Source organism: Microbacterium sp. GXS0129, assembly GCF_044769785.1.
GTDB classification, from domain to species: Bacteria; Actinomycetota; Actinomycetes; order Actinomycetales; family Microbacteriaceae; genus Microbacterium; species Microbacterium nymphoidis.
In genome coordinates this window covers 63,440-82,067 of the sequence record NZ_JBIZVZ010000001.1, presented here as the reverse complement: position 1 = coordinate 82,067, position 18,628 = coordinate 63,440, and the positions used below count along the sequence as shown (strand labels likewise).

The 18,628-nt window shown below is 69.0% G+C and carries 15 protein-coding genes; 9 read left to right on the top strand and 6 right to left on the bottom strand.

The window, feature by feature from the left end; genetic code table 11:
• Positions 1–68: 68 nt before the first annotated feature.
• Positions 69–1,808, top strand: coding sequence for a sulfatase (locus ACIQJ5_RS00390; protein ID WP_402839687.1), 1,740 nt, complete (start codon positions 69–71; stop codon positions 1,806–1,808).
• A gap of 451 nt (positions 1,809–2,259) precedes the next feature.
• Here ACIQJ5_RS00390 and ACIQJ5_RS00385 read toward each other — a convergent pair whose 3' ends face one another.
• The gene (locus tag ACIQJ5_RS00385) at positions 2,260–2,691 is read right to left on the bottom strand and encodes a hypothetical protein (RefSeq protein WP_402839685.1); all 432 of its coding nucleotides are present in this window, start codon (positions 2,689–2,691) and stop codon (positions 2,260–2,262) included.
• Here ACIQJ5_RS00385 and ACIQJ5_RS00380 point away from each other — a divergent pair.
• Positions 2,678–3,103: a hypothetical protein gene (locus tag ACIQJ5_RS00380; RefSeq protein WP_402839683.1), complete on the top strand. Its 426-nt coding sequence runs from the start codon at positions 2,678–2,680 to the stop codon at positions 3,101–3,103. The two genes, ACIQJ5_RS00385 and ACIQJ5_RS00380, sit on opposite strands and share 14 nt — an antisense overlap.
• Before the next feature lie 134 nt (positions 3,104–3,237).
• Positions 3,238–3,480, top strand: a complete 243-nt coding sequence (locus ACIQJ5_RS00375) for a hypothetical protein (RefSeq protein WP_231090996.1) — start codon at positions 3,238–3,240, stop codon at positions 3,478–3,480.
• 9 nt (positions 3,481–3,489) lie between these two features.
• Here the strand turns inward: ACIQJ5_RS00375 and ACIQJ5_RS00370 are convergent, their stop codons facing one another.
• Both ACIQJ5_RS00370 and ACIQJ5_RS00365 read right to left on the bottom strand, forming a co-directional pair.
• The gene (locus ACIQJ5_RS00370; protein ID WP_231090997.1) at positions 3,490–4,485 is read right to left on the bottom strand and encodes a hypothetical protein; all 996 of its coding nucleotides are present in this window, start codon (positions 4,483–4,485) and stop codon (positions 3,490–3,492) included.
• A gap of 13 nt (positions 4,486–4,498) precedes the next feature.
• Positions 4,499–6,343 (bottom strand): substrate-binding and VWA domain-containing protein, encoded by a 1,845-nt coding sequence (locus ACIQJ5_RS00365; protein ID WP_231090998.1) that lies wholly within the window; start codon positions 6,341–6,343, stop codon positions 4,499–4,501.
• A 149-nt stretch (positions 6,344–6,492) separates the two neighbouring features.
• Between ACIQJ5_RS00365 and ACIQJ5_RS00360 the strand changes: the two genes are divergently transcribed.
• Positions 6,493–7,638, top strand: coding sequence for a Gfo/Idh/MocA family protein (locus tag ACIQJ5_RS00360; protein ID WP_402841996.1), 1,146 nt, complete (start codon positions 6,493–6,495; stop codon positions 7,636–7,638).
• 116 nt (positions 7,639–7,754) lie between these two features.
• Here the strand turns inward: ACIQJ5_RS00360 and ACIQJ5_RS00355 are convergent, their stop codons facing one another.
• Complete coding sequence (locus ACIQJ5_RS00355; protein ID WP_402839679.1) at positions 7,755–8,510, bottom strand: alpha/beta hydrolase; 756 nt, start codon at positions 8,508–8,510, stop codon at positions 7,755–7,757.
• A gap of 112 nt (positions 8,511–8,622) precedes the next feature.
• On the opposite strand from ACIQJ5_RS00355, the gene ACIQJ5_RS00350 reads away from it, so the two are divergent.
• The gene (locus ACIQJ5_RS00350; protein WP_402839677.1) at positions 8,623–9,162 is read left to right on the top strand and encodes a YaeQ family protein; all 540 of its coding nucleotides are present in this window, start codon (positions 8,623–8,625) and stop codon (positions 9,160–9,162) included.
• 267 nt (positions 9,163–9,429) lie between these two features.
• A complete protein-coding gene (locus ACIQJ5_RS00345; protein WP_402839675.1) occupies positions 9,430–14,874 on the top strand; it encodes a beta strand repeat-containing protein in 5,445 nt (1,814 codons plus the stop codon).
• An 80-nt stretch (positions 14,875–14,954) separates the two neighbouring features.
• Here ACIQJ5_RS00345 and ACIQJ5_RS00340 read toward each other — a convergent pair whose 3' ends face one another.
• Positions 14,955–15,218 (bottom strand): Rho termination factor N-terminal domain-containing protein, encoded by a 264-nt coding sequence (locus ACIQJ5_RS00340; protein WP_402839672.1) that lies wholly within the window; start codon positions 15,216–15,218, stop codon positions 14,955–14,957.
• A 156-nt stretch (positions 15,219–15,374) separates the two neighbouring features.
• Between ACIQJ5_RS00340 and ACIQJ5_RS00335 the strand changes: the two genes are divergently transcribed.
• The 3 genes from ACIQJ5_RS00335 (at position 15,375) to ACIQJ5_RS00325 (ending at position 16,378) form a co-directional block, all read left to right on the top strand.
• On the top strand, positions 15,375–15,602 hold the full coding sequence (locus tag ACIQJ5_RS00335; protein ID WP_231091003.1) for a hypothetical protein: 228 nt from the start codon (positions 15,375–15,377) through the stop codon (positions 15,600–15,602).
• Position 15,603: 1 nt separating this feature from the next.
• Entirely contained in the window at positions 15,604–15,783 is a 180-nt protein-coding gene (locus ACIQJ5_RS00330; RefSeq protein ID WP_402839669.1) for a hypothetical protein, read from the top strand.
• Between the two features lie 151 nt (positions 15,784–15,934).
• A complete protein-coding gene (locus tag ACIQJ5_RS00325; protein ID WP_231091005.1) occupies positions 15,935–16,378 on the top strand; it encodes an iron chaperone in 444 nt (147 codons plus the stop codon).
• 77 nt (positions 16,379–16,455) lie between these two features.
• On the opposite strand, the gene helR is transcribed toward ACIQJ5_RS00325, so the two are convergent.
• A complete protein-coding gene (gene helR, locus ACIQJ5_RS00320) occupies positions 16,456–18,615 on the bottom strand; it encodes an RNA polymerase recycling motor ATPase HelR (protein ID WP_402839666.1) in 2,160 nt (719 codons plus the stop codon).
• Positions 18,616–18,628: the final 13 nt, after the last annotated feature.

Here is an 18,628-nt window from a genome sequence, read left to right as displayed (position 1 = left end):
GATTGAGTGGCGACACTATTCCACAAGTGTCATGGTGCGGGCGCACCAGCAGACGAGGGGACACGCACATGCGGGCCATCATGGTGATGTTCGACAGCCTGAACCGGCACATGCTGCCGCCGTACGGCTCGGAGGAGATCGACGCTCCCAACTTCCGCCGGCTGGCCGAGCGCACCCTGACGTTCGACAACTTCTACGCCGGATCCATGCCCTGCATGCCCGCGCGCCGCGAACTGCACACGGGCCGGTACAACTTCCTCCATCGCAGCTGGGGTCCGCTGGAGCCGTTCGACGACTCGATGCCGGAGATGCTCGGACAGCGCGGAGTGCACACCCACCTGGCGAGCGATCACCCGCACTACTGGGAGGACGGCGGGGCCACCTATCACCCGCGCTACACCACCTGGGAGTTCTTCCGCGGACAGGAGGGCGACCCGTGGAAGGGTCATGTCCCCGCACCAGACGAGGTCGTCGGCGACTTCAAGGGCAGGCTCCACCGGCAGGACGCCATCAACCGCGGCTACCTCCGTCGCGAAGCCGACCACCCGCAGACACTCACGTTCAACGCCGGGATCGAGTTCATCGACACCAACGCGGATGCCGACCGCTGGTTCGTCCAGATCGAGTGCTTCGACCCGCACGAGCCGTTCTTCACCTACGAGGAGTACCGGCGACTGTATCCGCACGACTACGACGGACCCGAATTCGACTGGCCCCCGTACGCGAAGGTGACGGAGGAGGAAGACCAGGTCGAACACGCCCGGTTCGAGTACAAGGCGCTGGTCAGCATGTGCGATCGCTCCCTCGGACGCGTGCTCGACGCGATGGACGCGCACGACATGTGGGAGGACACCCTCCTCATCGTGAACACCGACCACGGCTTCCTCCTCGGCGAACACGGCTGGTGGGCCAAGAGCGTGCAGCCGTGGTTCAACGAGCTGGTGCATCTGCCGGCCTTCCTGTGGGATCCGCGAACGCGCCGCGCCGGCGAACGCAGCGCCCGCCTGGTGCAGACCATCGACATCGCGCCGACCCTCCTGGAGTTCTTCGGAATCGACGCCACCGCCGACATGCTCGGTGCACCACTGGAGGATGTGGAGCGTGAGGGAGCCCTGTTCGGCATCCACGGCGGCCACGTCAACATCACCGACGGGCGCTACGTCTACATGCGCGCGTGCGCGGATGCCACAAACGCTCCGCTGGAGGAGTTCACGCTGATGCCCACGCACATGCGCGGCCGGTTCGCGCCCGCGGAGTTCGCAGACGCCGAGCTGGCTCCGCCGTTCTCCTTCACGAAGGGCATCCGCCCGCTGCGTTTGAGCGGCCGCGCGCAGATCAATCCGTACGTCTTCGGGTCGCTGCTGTTCGATCTGGAAACGGACCCGCAACAAGAGCATCCGCTCGACGATCCCGAGCTGGAACTGCGCATGCTGCGTCTGCTCGCCGTCCAGCTCCGCGAGAACGACGCCCCCGCGAGCCAGTTCGAACGGCTCGGCATCCCTGCGACGGGAGAACCGGGCCCGGAGCATCTGCTGGTACACGCACAGCGCGACCGGGCGACCACGGCCGCCGAGCCGCTTCCCCCGCTGGCGGACTTCGCGACGGGGACGTTCGGTGTGGGAACGAGCGTTCCCGACCTGCTCGCGCACCCCCGCTCCCGCGATGTGGTCACCCGGCACCTGCCGATGCTCGCGCAGAGCGAGCTGCTCGGGATGCTCGGAAGCACGACCCTCTACGGCTTGGCAGCGGTCCTGTCGATCCCTGTCGCACACTTGCGTGCGATCGCCGACGAGCTCGCCGCGATCTGATCCCCCGCGGAAGGTAGACCCGGTCCAACAACGTGTGACACGATGGTGTGCGCCGGACGTTCGCACGTCGGGCGCACAGGGCATCCGCCGGGGGAGGGTGGATGCCACCACCGTCTTGTGCGGTGGCCCCATCCCGCCTCAGGAGAGTCGCCCGAGAGTCTTCGCTGCTGATCGCTGCCCGCGATCTGCTGCGCCTTGCTCGGCCGGGCAGCACTCGCTGAGCGATCGCGTTACTGAAGGAGTTGTCCATGGACTGTGTACTGGCGGAGACCGGTGGTGGACCGAGCGTCTTCCTGGTGGTCGCGGGTGTCGCGATCCTCGTGCTCGGCGCTGCACTGGTGCTGCGGCGGACGCGGTCGCGCGCCGTTGGCGGCGCCCTCGTGCTCGGCGGGATTCTGATGGGAGCTGCGGCGTTCGCCGTAGTGGCGCCTCAGCCGGCGGTCGCCGATGTTCACTGCACCCCGTCGCCGACTCCGGCGCCGCCGGTTGCGACTCCGACGGCCACGGCCACGCCGGCTCCGACACCGACGACGACGCCGGATCCCACGCCGTCCCCGACGCCGACTGCCACCGCGACGCCGACGCCCACGCCCACGCCCACGCCCACGGCAACGGCAACGCCGACACCCACACCGACGCCCACGCCCACGGCGTCCCCCACGCCGACGGCCACCCCGACACCGACGGCAACGCCGACGCCTACGGCAACGCCTACGCCGACGCCGACGGCAACACCCACGCCGACACCGACGGCGACACCCACGCCGACCACCACGCCGACGCCCACCCCCACGCCGACCGTCACACCCACGGCAACACCGACGCCCACGCCGACCCCGACGTCGACACCCGCGGTGATCGATGGTGAAGTGACCGCAGCCATGGACTACGACTTCGACGGGGCCAGCGGAACGTCGGGCATCCAGTTCTCGGGGAGCTTCGGTCCGAGTGCAGCATCCACGGGCGCCATCCCGGTGGGATCGAGTGTCCAGTTCACGATCGTCAACAACGTGTACGGCGGCGGCGTGGCCACCGCGACCTGGGCGATCGATCCCCGCCTGACCTGCACCCCCTCTCCCCTGCCCACCTCGCTGAACACGGGTGGGGCCTGGGAGGAGACCGTGGTCGTGACGTGCGAGACCAACACTCTCCTGAACCCGGGCGATGCCCCGGCGACGGTGACGGCGCAGATCGATCCGAGCTACAGCGGAGGCATCACGTCCACCATCGTGGACCTGCCGGGCGACATCGACGAGACCAACAACACCCGGACGGAGCAGATCGTCGGCGCCTGACCGCCCCCACGCCTCGCTCAGCACTCTCGCTGTGCCCCGACGCCGCCCAATGACAGCCTGTCGCGCCCGGCCGGGGTGTTCGATGATGTCCGTTTCCCACCGCGTTCGGATGATCCGAACCTAGTTTGCACGGCATGGTCAAGACAGAACCCGGAACCCCGCTTGCGAGTACCGTTGTGATCTCGCTGATCACCGCGCTCGTCGCTCTTGCAATGAACGCGGTTCTGGCTCTGGAATTCGACCTAAACGTGTGGGTCCGGATCCCGATCAGCGTCCTCGTCGGCGTCCTCGTCGGTCTCCTCACCAGCTGGCTACGCACCAGGCTCGGCGAGCACCAACGGCCTGACAAGGAGCCCGATGAGCGCGATCTTCCTTGATGGGCCGAGTCAGGCGTCGCCGGAGGCGGCGCGGAAGTCGCGGTCCCAGTCCTGCAGTTCCTTGCGCCCGCCCACCAGGGAGTCCAGCGTCACCTGGAAGTGAAGCGCGCGGAACGCGTTGACCTGCTTGATGTTCTCCACCACCTCGTCCGACACGGCACCGAGAGCGCGCTCGACCTCGGCGATGCGCTCCTGGGGGTCGTCCCAGAGATGGGGGTTGCGGACGATGTCGAGCAGGTAGTCGGGATGCAGCGCCGCGATCAGCTTGCGCAGCTTCGCGTCGTATTCCACTCCCGCGGTGGCAATCTGGCCGTCGTCGGGACGACGCGCCAGCCGCATGAACAGTTCCCCCGTGTTCGTGGCGAGCGCATCGATGCCGCGCGCCGCCCGCTGCGCGACGGGATCGCTCGCTGCGGCGTAGGCCGGGATGAATCCGCGGAGGGTGGCGATGTCGGCGAGGATCGGCCCCGGCAGCGCGGTGGGCCTGGCCGGGGATGTCGCCTTTCGCCGACGCCGAGCGATCACGAGCGGAACCGTCACGGCAGCGACGAGCGCCACCGCTCCCACCGTCACGCCGGCCACCAGCCCGCCGCCGAACCCGCCGCCCGCGTCGTCGCCGGAGGGGGTGAGCGCGACGATCCCCTGGATCGTGGCAGGCAGCGACTCGGTCATCGGCCCCTGCTGCTCCTGCTCGTTCGCGATGCGCAGCGCGTCGGTGGCAGGCACCACGTCCGACGTCGCGGCGAGGTCGTCCCCCACCGCAACGACGAGCGTGTCGTGCCCATCCCGCGAGGCGATGCGATCCAGCATCTCCGAGGAGCGTCCCACGAGGTCCTTGACCGACTCCGGGTAGACCACCACGGCGATGTCGGTTCCCGCGACCTGCTCCTCCAGGCTCGCCTGCAGCGTCTGCCAGTCCGGGACGCCCTTGTCGACGTACACCTGCTGGCTCGCGAGATGATCGATCGCGTCACTGACGTAGTCGAACGGGAGCAGATGTGGCACGTGCGCTCTCCGATCAGAAGTTGTTGATGACCGAGGCGAACACCAGGTCGATCTTGGCGGAGTCGGAGGCGTCGAACCACTGACCACCGGTGGCCTCGGCGATGCGCTGCAGCACGCCCGTGTCGGCGCTGTTGCCGTAGGCGATCGGGAAGATGCGCACCGGCGCTGCCCCCGATCCCTCACCCGAGTCCTGGCGGATCTTGGCGATCAGCGAGTCGAGCGAGATGGACGAGTCGGTGTCCTCACCGTCGGAGAGCACCACGATCGCGTTGATGCGACCGGGCTCGGCGCGACTGCGCATCTCGTCGTACGCCGTGGCGATGGCGTCGTAGAGCGGCGTGCCGTTGCGCTGGGCGTAGCGGAGGTCATCGAGCGAGGTATTGATGCTCTCCTTCGCGTCGGCGAGCGCCTCCACGTCACGCAGCGCCACGATGCCGTTGCCGGCGTCGGAGGAGACACCGGTGGTGAAGGCCCACACGCCGACCTCGTCCGTGGAGCGGAAGTGGCCGAGCGTGGACTGCGCTCCCTGGATCGCGCCATCGAGGCGCGAGCGGCCGTCGCCGATGGGCTCGTCCATGGAACCCGAGATGTCGATGAGCTCCAGCACGCTCGACGGCTTGCGGATGGTGGTCCACTGGTCGATGGCCGCGGACACCACGTCCACCGCGGGCTGGGGGAGCGAGACGGTCGGCTTCGCCGGGTCCACGCCGTAGGCGGCGGTGAAGAGGTCGCCCAGGGGCACCGACTCGTCGAGCGGGCGGAAGCCGAACTGCGGCAGGATCCGCTGCGCGGTCTCGGTCTGCACGAAGGCGGCGAACGCCTCGCCGGCGGCGCGCTGCTCCGGAGTGACCCAGGAGGTGCCCAGCACGGTGATGGGGTTGTCCGACCACATCGATCCGCCGCTCGGGTAGACGGCGACCAGCTTCTCCTTCGGCGGGGTCAGCTTCTCCCCCGGCTCGACGGTGTGCGAATCGGCGTTGCCCTGGTTGTAGTTGAGCAGCGAGGTCTCCTCCAGCGCCACGGCGGAGACGTAGCCGGAGCCGCCCGTGCCGTTCTGCGTGCCCTTGTACAGGGTGTTCAGCACCTTGCCGGTGGTGTCGCCGTAGTGGATGACGCACTCCTCGAACACGCGCGAGAAGTCGGCCGCCGCTGCCACATCCGCGGTCGTGAGGTCCGCCGTCTTGTCGGCAGCGGCGTAGGACTGCATGAGGATGGCGGACAGACCCGTGGTGGAGGTGTTGGGGTTGGTCTTGGAGATCTTGAACGCGCCCCAGACCGGCTTGCCGACGCTCCCCCAGCCCTCCGGGTCCTGGCAGAGCTTCGCGAAGTCGGCGATGCCGATGTCCTTGTTCGGCCAGCCGAGCGCCTTCGCCATCGTCTCGGGCATGCCGAACACGATGGGGGTGTGGGTGAAGGACTTCGGCTCCCCGACGATGGCGGGCGACGCCGCAGCGGCCACCCGGGAGGTCCACACCGTTGAGGCGGGTGACCACATCGTCGGCCAGCGGCGGGGGTCCTCATCCGGCCAGTCGCCACCGGCGGTGAGGTAGCGGGTCGCATCGCCGGAGGTCACGTTGATCGGCCGCACGGTCGCGCAGGTCTTCAGCGACTTCGCCTCGGACGACTCCTTGAATGCGTCCGCGAGCGCGTCCAGCATGTTGACCTTCTCCGAGCTCGTGGCCACCACGACGCTGGTGCAGCCGTCATCTGCCCAGTCGGTGCCGGAGGAGGTCTCATCCACCGGCCCCGAGGCCGAGCAGCCGCTCAGCACGACGATCGAGGCGAGGGCGGCGATGCCCCAGCTCCGAAGGCGACGGCCCCGTGTCGTTGTGCGATTCCCCCTGCGCTGCTGACTCATGGCACCAGCGTATTCGGCGCTTCGCGCGAGCGGGAACTTCGAGACCCTTCCGTTGTCCGGAGGGTGGACGAACGGACGTCGGTGGAATATGTTGTGCGAAACAACTTTTTAGCGGAGGAGCAACGATGCCCCAGGCACTTCGGGTGGCGATGATCGGTCACGGCTTCATGGGGGCCGCCCACTCACAGGCATGGCGCGTGGCGCCGCGGTTCTTCGACCTGCCCGCCGACGTGCGGATGCAGGTGCTTGTGGGCCGCAATCTCGACAGCGCCCGCGCCGCGGCGGACACCTGGGGCTGGGACGAGGCGTCCGATGACTGGCGTGCCGTGATCGCACGCGACGACATCGACGTGGTCGACATCGTCACCCCGGGCGACACCCACGCCGAGATCGCCCTGGCAGCCCTGCGCGCCGGTAAGCACGTCATGTGCGAGAAGCCGCTGGCCAACACCGTCGCAGAGGCCGCCGAGATGACCGCGGTGGCCGAGGAGGCGGAGCGCAACGGTGTGCGATCGATGGTCGGCTTCACCTATCGCCGGGTGCCCGCAGCGACGTTCGCCCGCCAGCTCGTGGCAGACGGCCGCCTCGGAGAGATCCGCCAGATCCGCGCCGAGTACCTGCAGGACTGGCTCACCGACCCCGAAGCGCCGCTGACATGGCGACTGCAGAAGGAGCGCGCCGGATCCGGATCCCTCGGCGACATCGGCGCCCACGCCATCGACATGGTCGAGTTCGTCACCGGGGCGCACCTCACCTCGGTGTCCGGACTGCTGGAGACCCTGGTGACCGAGCGTCCGCTGCTCGCCTCCGGCGTCGGGCTGAGCGGCACCGCATCGGATGAGCGGGGCGAAGTCACCGTCGATGACGTGGCGCTGTTCACCGGACGCTTCGACAGCGGGGCGCTCGGATCGTTCGAGGCGACACGCTTCCGGACCGGGCGCAAGAACGCCTTCCGGTTCGAGATCTCCGGCACGCGAGGCGCCCTGTCCTTCGACATGGAGCGCATGAACGAGCTGCAGTTCTACGACGCCACCGCGCCCGAGCTGGAGCTGGGCTTCCGGCGGATCCTCGTCACCGAGGCCGAGCACCCCTACGCGGGGGCCTGGTGGCCCACCGGGCACATGCTCGGCTACGAGCACGGCTTCAGCCACCAGGTGGTGGACTTCGTCGCCGCGATCGCGGACGGGACTCCCGCATCGCCCAGCTTCGCCGAGGGCCTGCACATCCAGCGCGTGCTGGAGGCCGTCGAGGCGAGCTCCGCGGCCGGCAGCACGTGGGTTCGGATCGAGTCCTGACCCCCTCCGCGAGGCGTGCGCCGGTGGGCGAGAACCGGCGCACTGTGTGGATTCTCACCCGCGGACGGATGTCCCCCCGTCAGATGCCTACGGGAAAGAGTCAGATGCCCGCGGGATCAGATGCCCGCGGGAAAGAGGTGACGGACGTAGAAGCGTGCGGCATCCTCGCCTGCGAACGACGGCACACCCGTATGACCGCCGAGGTTCGCCTGGAGTGTCTTCTCGGACGACCCGAAGGCGTCGAACAGGTCCAGAGCCATCTGCCGGTCGTTCCCCTCGTCATCCCACTGCAGCAGCATGTGGATCGGAATCGTGAGCCGGTGCGCGGCGTCGAGAACGCTGCGGGGCACGAAGCTGCCCGCGAAGAGCCCGGCTGCCACGATCCGCGGATCGCGGAGTGCGAGTGCGATGGCGATCGAGACGACGCCCCCGGAGACGGCGACTCGATCCCCGATGTCGTCACGCTGCTGCACCGCGTCCAGGGCGGCCTGCCACTCCGGTACGGCGCGATCCACCAGCGGCAGGATGAGTCGATCGACGAGGTCATCGCCCGGCGGCCGCCCGGCTGCGAGCGCCTCGCGCAACTCCGCGCGCACCTGCTCCGCTCCGGGAAGCGGCGGCCGCGCACCCGCGCCGGGCTGTTCGATCGCGATCGAGGCGATTGCCGACGATGCCGCGCTGCGCGCACGCGCGCGCAGACCCGGCCGCATGCGCTCCAGCGCGAACCCTCCGGGCTGTCCGAGCAGGATGAGAGGAGCCGGTGCCGTGACCGAAGCCGCCGCCGGCGTCCAGAGCACGCCGTCGATGTCTCCCAGCGTGAAGTCCCGCTCGATGAGCACCTCGTCGACGCGATGGTGGGTGGTGATGTTCATGGTCTCCATTCGGCGCCCGGTGTCCGGCCGTCGGCGTGACAGAATACGCCTGCCTGGTCGCAGCGGCTCGCCGTCGGAAATCCGCCACTGACGACGCCGATAGGCTCGAGGGATGGCTGCAGGCGCGACGATCCACACCTTCCAGGTCTCCCTCGCCGACGTCGACCGCGGCGTCTATGAGGAGCTCTCCCTCCGCGTCGCGCAGCATCCGTCCGAGACGGCCGCGTACATGCTCACCCGGGTGCTGGCCTATGCGCTGGAGTATGAAGAGGGCATCGACTTCACCGCGGGTATCTCCTCGGTGGACGAGCCCGCCATCCTCGTGAAGGACCTCACCGGGCGCATCACGGCGTGGATCGAGGTGGGCTCCCCCGACGCCGGCCGCGTCCACTTCGGCAGCAAGCTGGCCGACCGCACCGTGGTGTGGACGCATCGCGACCCGGCCAAGGTGATCGCCACATGGGCGGGCAAGCCGCTGCACCGCGCCGAGGACATCCGCGTGCGCAGCTTCGATCCCGGATTCATCGAGTCCGCGGTCGCGGCGGTGGAGCGGCGGAGCACGATGACCGTCTCCGTCACCGAGGGCCAGCTGTACCTGGATCTCAACGGGCAGTTGTTCACCACCGAGTTGCACGAGCGCGCCGCCGGCTGACTCATCATCGCCTGCCGTGAACGCGGGAGCACGTCGCGGAACCATGACCGATCCGGCGGATGGATCATGGGTTGGCGACATGATCATGATTTCGTGACAGACCACCGCATGATGCACCCCGGGAACACCGGCGTGTCACGGATCTGCATCATGCATTCCGCGGGGGTCGAAAACGCGGCATAATCCGGGATGAGCGGATTCTCACCCGAGTCCCCGACCGCTCACCCCCTCCGCCGGTTCTCCGGTCGTCCCCGAAATGTGGCCCCCATGCGCGTTCGTCGTACCGCTTCGTCGTCCCTTCGCACCGCGGCACTCGGCATCGTCGCCGCCCTCACCGTCGCACTCGGCATCGTCGCCGTTCCGGTGGCGGCGTCGGCGGTCGCACCGATCGTGATCGACGACTTCAGCGGGACGGTCACCGGCACGCGCTCCGTCGACTCGACCAGCCCGTCCGGCTACGGCTTCACCGAATCCGGAGGCGTGGGAATCGTGCAGACGTACTCGCCGAACGGCGGCTCGGTCACCGGCACCACCCTGCAGTACACCTTCGGCTCAGCGCTCGATCTCACCTCCAACGGCAACAACACCGAGTTCATGATCGGCGTTGAGAGCGTCACCCGTACCGGGAACGCTCCCGAGTGGGAAAGCGCGGTCACAGCCGCGATCTCGGTGACCGACACCAACGGCACCACCGGCGTCTACAACACCGGATACCCGGTAGTGACCGACTTCAACCAGATCATGAACTTCAGCTGCAACGGCATGTCGGCATGCTTCACGCCGTCGCCGGATTTTCACAGCGTGGCATCCATCACGGTCTCGTTCTACTCCCCGCGCAACCTCTCCCCCGACGTCACCACGATCCGCCTCACGGAGATCCGCACCACTCCCACCGGTGGCGCCCAGCCCGGCGCTCCCGCCGTCACCTTCGCCCCGGTGGGCGCCACCAGCCCGCGGTGGATCGAAGGGTCAGGGCAACTCTCCTGGGATGTGTCGATCCTCTCCGACGGCCAGCCCGCAAGCCTGACGACCGGGCCCGCAGCCACCTCCTTCGCCGTCCAGACCACCGGCACGGTCTCGGCGGGCGGTGCGACGCTCACCAACCTGGGCAACGGACGCTACCGCTACACCACCACCGTGTCCGGAGCGGGAACGATCGCGCTGCGGGCTCCCGCGGGAATCGTGACCGACAACTGGGCGCAGTCGAACAGCGCTGCACTCAGTGACCCGGTGGCCATCGCCCAGGGAACCGCGCCCACGATCAGCCCCCTCACCGCCACCGCCATCGTCGGGGTGGCCTTCAGCCGGCAGCTCTCCGCGACTGGCACCCCGGCACCGAGCTTCTCGGTATCGGGCGGCCAGCTTCCGCCCGGGACGTCGCTCTCGTCCTCGGGTCTGATCTCCGGCACCCCCACCCAGGCCGGCACGTTCACGTCGTCCATCGCCGCATCCAGCGCGCTCGGATCGCCCTCGGCCGCCGTGACCATCACCGTCAACGCGGTGGGCTTCGTCACCTCCCCCAGCGTCTCGTTCACGATCAATCAGCCCGCCGACTTCACCGTGCGCTGGGAGGGCCCGGCGAATACTCCGGTCACCGTGGGCGGCACCCTCCCCGACGGAATCGTGTCGGAGCAGGGCGACAACTCCCTCCATCTGACCGGGACACCGACACGGGACGGTCGTTTCATCGTCCCCCTCACGCTTCCCGGCGACGTCACCCAGACACTCACCATCGACGTGCTTTCCGCCCCCGTGATCTCCGGGGCACTGTCGGCGGACGGGGCCGTGAACACCGCTTTCTCGCAGACGTACACCTCGACCGGGTGGCCCGCTCCGAGCATGGACGTCGTCGGGACCCTGCCGGCCGGGCTCACCGCCACGACCAGCGGATCCGGCCTCACGGTCTCGGGCATTCCGCAGGCCACGGGTACCTTCACGTTCCAGGTCCGTGCCACCAACTCCACCCAGCAGACGCTGTTCCCGGTCATCGTCGTGATCGGGGCCGCCGCCGGCATCACGAATCTGGTCAGTAACACCAACGCCCCGGTCGGCGAGCGCACCGTCATCGCCATCGGTGTCGCGGGCTCGCCGGCACCGACAGTGACCGCCGTGTCCTCCCCGGGTGACGCAGCGCTGCCGTCCTGGCTCGCACTGGCCCAGAATCCCGGTGGCGGCTGGGAGCTGGTCGCGACCCCCGATGCCTCCAGCGTCCCGGTCACCGTTGCGGTCACAGCGACGAACCGGTGGGGTTCAGGGAGCAGCGAGACCGTGGTCAGGCCCTTCGTCGGTCCCTCGATCTCCGGCTCCACGGAGATCACCGCTCCCGTCGGCGTCCCGCTCACCCCGGTGATCCTCACCGTGAGCGGCGATCCGGTTCCCTCCCCGAACACCGGCGTCACCGTCATCGGCGACCTGTATGGCCTCCAGGTCACGCAGGAGGCCGGAAAGGTGACGTTCTCCGGCACCCCGACCAGCACGGGCACCTCCACTCTCCTGGTGACGGCCACTCAGTTCGGCGTGACGACCACCCACGAGGTTCTTCTCACCATCACACAGGCCCCGACGATCAACGCCGGCGCCGACATCCTGGTCACCATCGGCGACGAGATCGACCGGAAGATCGAACTGACCGGATATCCCGAGCCCTCGGTCGCCGCCACGGGTCTGCCGGAGGGGCTGAGCATCGTCACCGACGGGGACGGCACCTGGGTGCGTGGCACGGTGACCGAGAACGGTGAGCACGTCGTCGACCTCACGGCTGTGAATGGCACCACTCCCGCACACGACCAGCTGCGCATCACCGTCAACGAACCTGCGCGGATCACCTCGGCGCCCCGGGTCGAGTTCCCGTTCGGCCAGGATTCGACCTTCCTGGTGACGACCTCGGGGTATCCGGCACCGCACCTCTCCATCGCATCGCTGCCCAGCGGCATCACTTTCGTCGACAACGGCGACGGAACGGGCACGGTCTCCGGCCGGCCGACGAGCACGGGCACCTGGTACGCGACCGTCACCGCGGCGAACTCCCTGATGGACGTGCAGCCGCTGCAGATCGACGTCACCGACGAACCGGCGATCACGGCTGATGCCTCCTACGACCTGCCCGTGGGAGAGCCGGTCGACATCACGATCACGGCCAGCGGCTACCCGGCACCGGTCGTCACCGTCGCGGGTCTCCCCAATGGACTCACGGCGACAAGCACCCCCACCGGGGTGCGTGTCCAGGGCACGCCGACGCTGCCCGGGCTGTACCACCCCCTCGTGACCGCGACGAACGACCGCGGCACCGTCACAGCACAGCCCACCGTGACCGTCGGATCGGCACCGGTCGCTGCGGTTCCCGTCGATCCGCGGTACCGCGTCGGTCAGCCCATGACCGTGCAGATCGCGACGGCCGGTTTCCCCGCTCCCACGATCACCGTGGACGCCCTGCCGGCCGGGCTGAGCCTGACACGGATCGACGATCTGCTCTGGCAGATCTCGGGCACTCCGACCGAGGTCGGAACGACGTTCACACTCGTTCGTGCCGAGAACGGCTTCGCTCCCGCATGGCTGGTGCCGATCGCCCTCGTGATCGACACCGTGCCACAGTTCACCTCTCTCGACGCGGCGACCTTCGCCCTCGGCGAAACGGGTACGTTCACCGTGACGACGACGGGCTACCCGAACGCGACGCTCACCGCCTCCACGCTTCCCGATGGCCTCTCGTTCTGGCCGAACGCCGACGGCACCGCCACCATCACGGGCGCTCCGACGCAGAGCGGCGCATTCCCCGTCACCCTCACCGCCGCGAACGGCACCGAGGACGTCACGCAGGAGCTGACGATCACCGTCACCGAACCCGCCGCCATCACCGGCCCGGCGGACGCGCGCTTCCGCGCGGGTGTCGAGGGCGAGGTCACCATCACGACGACCGGCTTCCCGGTGCCGGAGCTCAGTGCCGTCGGAACTCCCGACGGGCTGGTCTTCGTCGACAACCACGACGGAACCGCCACGCTGTCGGGCATCCCGGTCGCGGGCGGGGCGAGCGACCTCGAGGTCCGCGCGGCCAACGTGCGGGGAGCGGCGTATCGCACCATTCCCATCACCGTCACGGAGCTGCCGCTGATCACCTCGGCGAACACCGCAACGGTGGGCATCGACTTCCGCCTGCCCGTCACCGTCTCCGGCTTCCCGGTGCCGACGGTGACCGCTGAGAATCTGCCCGCGGGAGTCATTCTGGTCGATGACGCGGATGGCATCGCGCTGGTCGGATCCGACGCGGCGCGGGGTGTGCACGAGATCACGCTGCACGCCGACGCCGATGTCGACGGCACGGCCTATCGCGCCACGCAGCTCTTCACCCTCACGGTGGAGGATTCGCCGCGCATCACGAGCGGCACCACCATCGACACCCACGTGGGTGACGCGATCGCAGTCCCGGTGACGACGAGCGGATACCCGGCAGCGGCACTGAGCGTTGCCGGACTCCCCGACGGGATCACCTTCGCCGACAACGGCGATGGCACCGGTCTCTTCTCCGGCGCGACCACCGACGGCGGCCGGTTCACGATCTCGGTCACCGCGCAGAACGCGCGAGGAATCGACGCTGTCGAAGTCGTGGTGACCTCGACGGAGGATCCGGCGATCACCTCCGCGGATTCTGCCGTGGTCGGTGCGGAGTTCGTGCTGCCCATCACCACCGATGGTTTCCCCGCACCGGAGCTCAGCGCAGACGGTCTGCCGAACGGCGTCGAGCTGACCGACGTGGATGGATCGCCGGCGCTCGTCGGAACGGACGTTCGCGGCGGTGAGTACACGTTCACGCTGCACGCGACCAATGTCGTGGGAACGGCGGACCAGTCGTTCGCCCTCACCGTGCAGGAGGCACCGGCCTTCACGAGCGCCGACACCCTCACGGCGAAGATCAGGGACCACGTGCAGTTCACCGTGACGACGACCGGATTCCCAGCGGCATCGATCGTGGATGCCGGGCTGCCCGCCGGCCTCACGCTGACAGACAACCACGACGGCACCGCCACGATCAGCGGAACCCCGACGACGTCCGGAACGAGCGCCGTCGTGCTCACCGCGGCGAATTCCACCGGCTCCGCCCTGCAGCTGCTGCGGATCACGGTGACGGCGCCGACCGTGTTCACCTCGCCCGCAGCGGCTGATTTCCGCGAAGGCGAGGCCGGATCGTTCACCGTGCACACCGAGGGCTTCCCCGTTGCATCGCTCGCTGTGGGGGCGCTACCTGCGGGTCTGAGCTTCGACGACGCCGGTGACGGTTCGGCGACGATCTCCGGGACTCCGACCGCCCCCGGCACCTACGCGGTCACGATCACGGCCACGCCGAGCGCGCTTCCCACGGCCGGCGTGCTGCGAAGCCTGCTCGCCGCCGTGACGGCGCAGGCCGACGCCGCCGACGGTGCGGTGCAGCAGACGCTGGTGATCACCGTCGCCGAGCGCTCCGTGGAGCCGACACCGACACCGACACCGACACCAACACCGACGGATCCGGGAACCCCGACGCCCACCGACCCGGTGCCGAGCGGAACGGCGTCGCCGACGCCCACGCGCTCGATTCCCGCGGTGCCGGCTTCGCCCTCCGCCACCCCTCTCCCGTCGACGGGTGCAGAGGTGTCGGGAGCCCCGGTCGCGATCGTCCTGCTCCTCGCGGGTCTGGGTCTGTTCGCCCTCACGCGTCGTCGTACTCACCGCTCGGAGTAACCCCCGGCTCCGAGCCTCCGAAACGAAGGGCGCCCCACGGGGCGCCCTTCGTCCGTCATCCGGGCCGTCGCCGGACGTCGCTACGAGTTGCGCAGCATACTGATGAGTTCGCCCTTGCGCTTTCCCGAGTAGCCCGAGATGCCGAGTTCCTTGGCTCGCTTGCGCAGCTCGGGAACGGTCCATTCGTCGTACGGCTCGGCGTCGCCGCCGCGTCGCCCCACGGCGGATCGGCCATCGCGCGCGGAGGCGTTGGCGATCCGTGCCGCCTTCTGTTCCGATGCGCCCTCGCGCCGCAGGGCGCGGTAGACCTTCTCGTCCTTGATCGATGAGTTGCGCTGAGGCATGTCCTCTCCGTTCTCTCGCGGGATCCACTGACCTTCCACCGTCTCGCGCTCGCCCGGGCTTCGCGAGGGGGGTGTCGGCCTACGATTCAGCGGCGTAACGTGGAGAGACCGGGTGCAAAATACACACGGGTCGCACCCGGCGAACGGAGGTGCAGCATGACCGATATCCCAGGCCCCGATCGCGTCGCCCCGTCCGCGGACGACGCGGACTTCCTCAGCCCCGATCCGACCATCGCCCCCGAGCCCGCTGATGCCGACGAGCGCGGGATCGACGATGATCCGGATCCCGGCTTCCCCGATGACGAACGTCCGACGGGCTTCCCCGACGACGTGGAGAGTGCTCCCGGCGTGGGTTTCGGCGCCGGAGCAGAAGGAGAGGACTGACATGGACACCGCAGCTGACGAGCCACGCGAAGACGCCGGAATCCTGGAGCCGGCCGTGTTCGACGATGCCGCGGCCGGACACCCCAGCCAGGCCGAGGGTGAGGATTCAGACCGGGACGGTGATTCCGCCGATCCGCGCCCCGCCGGCCACCCCTCGCAAGCCGAGGGCGACGACGACTGAACCGGAAAGATCGAAAACGCACCCCGGATCGCGTTCCGGGGTGCGTTTTCGATCTCCCACCGGAGTCGGGCCGGCTGAGGAGCGGGCAGATTCGGAGAAGCGCACCGGGGTGGAGCACTTGTAACGTGGCGTCAGACGAAAGGGAGAAGCCATGAGCGACACCAGCGCAGGACGCATGACCGCCACCGAACGCGCCGCTGTGAAGGCACGCGCAGCCGAGCTCCGAGCGGAGCAGAAGCGCGCCGCCGCCGAGGACAAGGCCGCTGCCGAGCTGCAGGACGTGCTCGATGCGATCGCCAAGCTGCCCGATGACGAGCGCGCCGTGGCAGAGCGGGTGCATGCCGTCGTGCTCGCCACGGCCCCGCAGCTGCAGCCTCGCACGTGGTACGGGATGCCGGCGTATGCGCTCGACGGCAAGGTCATCTGCTGGTTCAAGAACGCGAGCAAGTTCCGCGACCACTACAACTCCCTCGGCTTCGAGAACGCCGCCGCGCTCGATGAGGGAACGATGTGGCCCATCGTCTACGCCATCACCGATATCTCGGCCGCCGACGAGGAGCGCATCGCCGCGCTGGTCACCCGAGCTGTCTCCTGACATCCGTTTCATTGCGCGCAAAACGCTCCTATTCGCGGGGAATAGGAGCGTTTTGCGCGCAATGAAACGAGTGAGGGCTACGACAGGAGCACAAGCTCCTGCGTGGGGCGGGTCATCGCGACGTAGAGGTCGACGGCGCCGGTGACGCCGTCGCCGAAGGCGTCGGGTCGCATGATGACCACCAGGTCGAACTCCAGCCCCTTGGCCGTCACCGGTGTGAGGAAGCGGACCCGCTCGTGCGACGCGAAGGCGGACGAGGCAAACGAGTCGTCGGCGATCACGGCGGCGAGCCCCTGCGGATGAGTGTCCAGCCACGCCCGCAGCACGTGATCGCGCTCAGACACCGAGCCGTGGCGTACCGGGATGCCGGATTCCCGCACCGACGTGGGCACGTTCGCATCCGGAAGCACCGCGCGGATCACCGGTGCGGCCGCGGCCATGACCTCGGCCGGGGTGCGGTAGTTGACAGTCAGCCCACGCTCGCGCACATCGCGGATGCCCACGCGCTCCAGCCGCTCGCGCCAGGACTCCGTGAACCCGGCCCGCGCCTGCGCACGATCGCCCACCACCGTGAAGCTGCGTGAGGGGTCGCGGCGCAGCAGCATCGCCCACTGGGCGTCGGTGAGCTCCTGCGCCTCGTCCACCACGATGTGCGCGAACTGCCGGGACATCTCGTCGCGCGCAAGACCGGGCAGCGCGTCCCAGTCCACCAGCTTCTCGCGGAGGGCCGCGCTGTCCTCACCGCGCAGCATCATGATCGCGCCCTCGCCGTCATCGTCGGCGTCCACGAGGTACTCCACGATCTCGGCTCGATAGCGACGTTCGACGGCCTCCGCCGCGTCACGTTCGCGCTGTGCTGCGAACCGGCCCGGATCCCCCACCCGCAGACGGGCCGCGTCCAGCAGCGGAAGATCCGCATCGGTCCACGCCCGCGGATCATCCCGCTGCAGCAGCGCCACCTCGTCCGCGGACAGCGACGGCGCCACGGCCGCGAGCGCGACCGGATCGGAGAACAGCCGTGCCAGCACGTCGCCGGCTTCGAGGATGGGCCACACGGCATCGAACGCCGTGGCCAGCTCGTCGTCGCGCTCCAGAGCACGGCGGAGGTACCGGGCATTGGCGGCATCCTCGCCGTAGCGATTCACCAGGATGCGCAGCACCTCCTCCCACACCGCGCCACGGGCTTCGTTGTGCACCTCCCCGTACTCGACGGCCTGCATCGCGCGCTCCCAGTCGGCGGGGGTGATGCGCATGTCGGCCCACTCGGTCTCGATCACGGTGTCCTGCGCGGGGACCTGCTCGAAGAAGCGAACGGCGTCCTCCACCGCGCCCACCAGGGGCAGCGACTGCTTCAGCGCCCGCACGCGCGGATCGGCTTCAGGGATCGCATCCGCCGACTCCGGAACGAGGTCGTCCAGCGTTCCGATGCGGACCCCCTCTTCCCCGAGGCTCGGCAGGACGTCTTCCACGTAGGCCAGATAGGGCTGGTGCGGGCCGATGAACAGCACGCCGCCGCGTCGCTCGTCCAGGCGGGGATCGGCGTACAGCAGGTACGCGGCGCGGTGCAGGGCAACCACGGTCTTGCCGGTTCCGGGGCCGCCGTCCACCACGAGCGCGCCATGGGACTCGTCGCGGATGATCGCGTCCTGATCGGCCTGGATGGTTCCGAGGACGTCGCGCATACGCGCCGAACGGCTCGTGCCGAGGCTGGCGATGAAGGCTGACTGATCGTCGAGCGCCGCCGCATCCGTGAGCGCGTCGGGGGTGAAGCCCTCATCCCAGTAGTCGGTGATCCGGCCACTGGTCCATCGATAGCGTCGACGGCTGGCCAGTCCCATGGGGTCGAGGTGCGTGGCGCCGAAGAACGGCTCGGCGGCGGGGGTGCGCCAGTCGATGAGGAGACGCTTACCGTCGGCGTCGGCGAGGCCCAGGCGCCCGATCCAGACGGGCTCCGACTCATCGGCCGGCGTCATCCGCCCGAGGCACAGGTCCACGCCGAAGCGCTGGAGCATGCGCAGCCTGGCGCCGAGACGGCGCACGGCGAAGTCGCGGTCGAGGCGCTCCTGATTGTTGCTCCCGCCGCCGCGGGAGGCCTCGGCCAGACGGCGAGCGGTGTCGAGGAGCTGGTCGTCGATCGCCGCGGCGATCTCGGCGAAGCGCTGCTCATCGGGGCCGATGAGAGCGGGGGTGTTCTTGAAGGAGAGGGAGTCGGGCAGGGCGAACGGGGAATGGGACAAGGCATCAACTCCG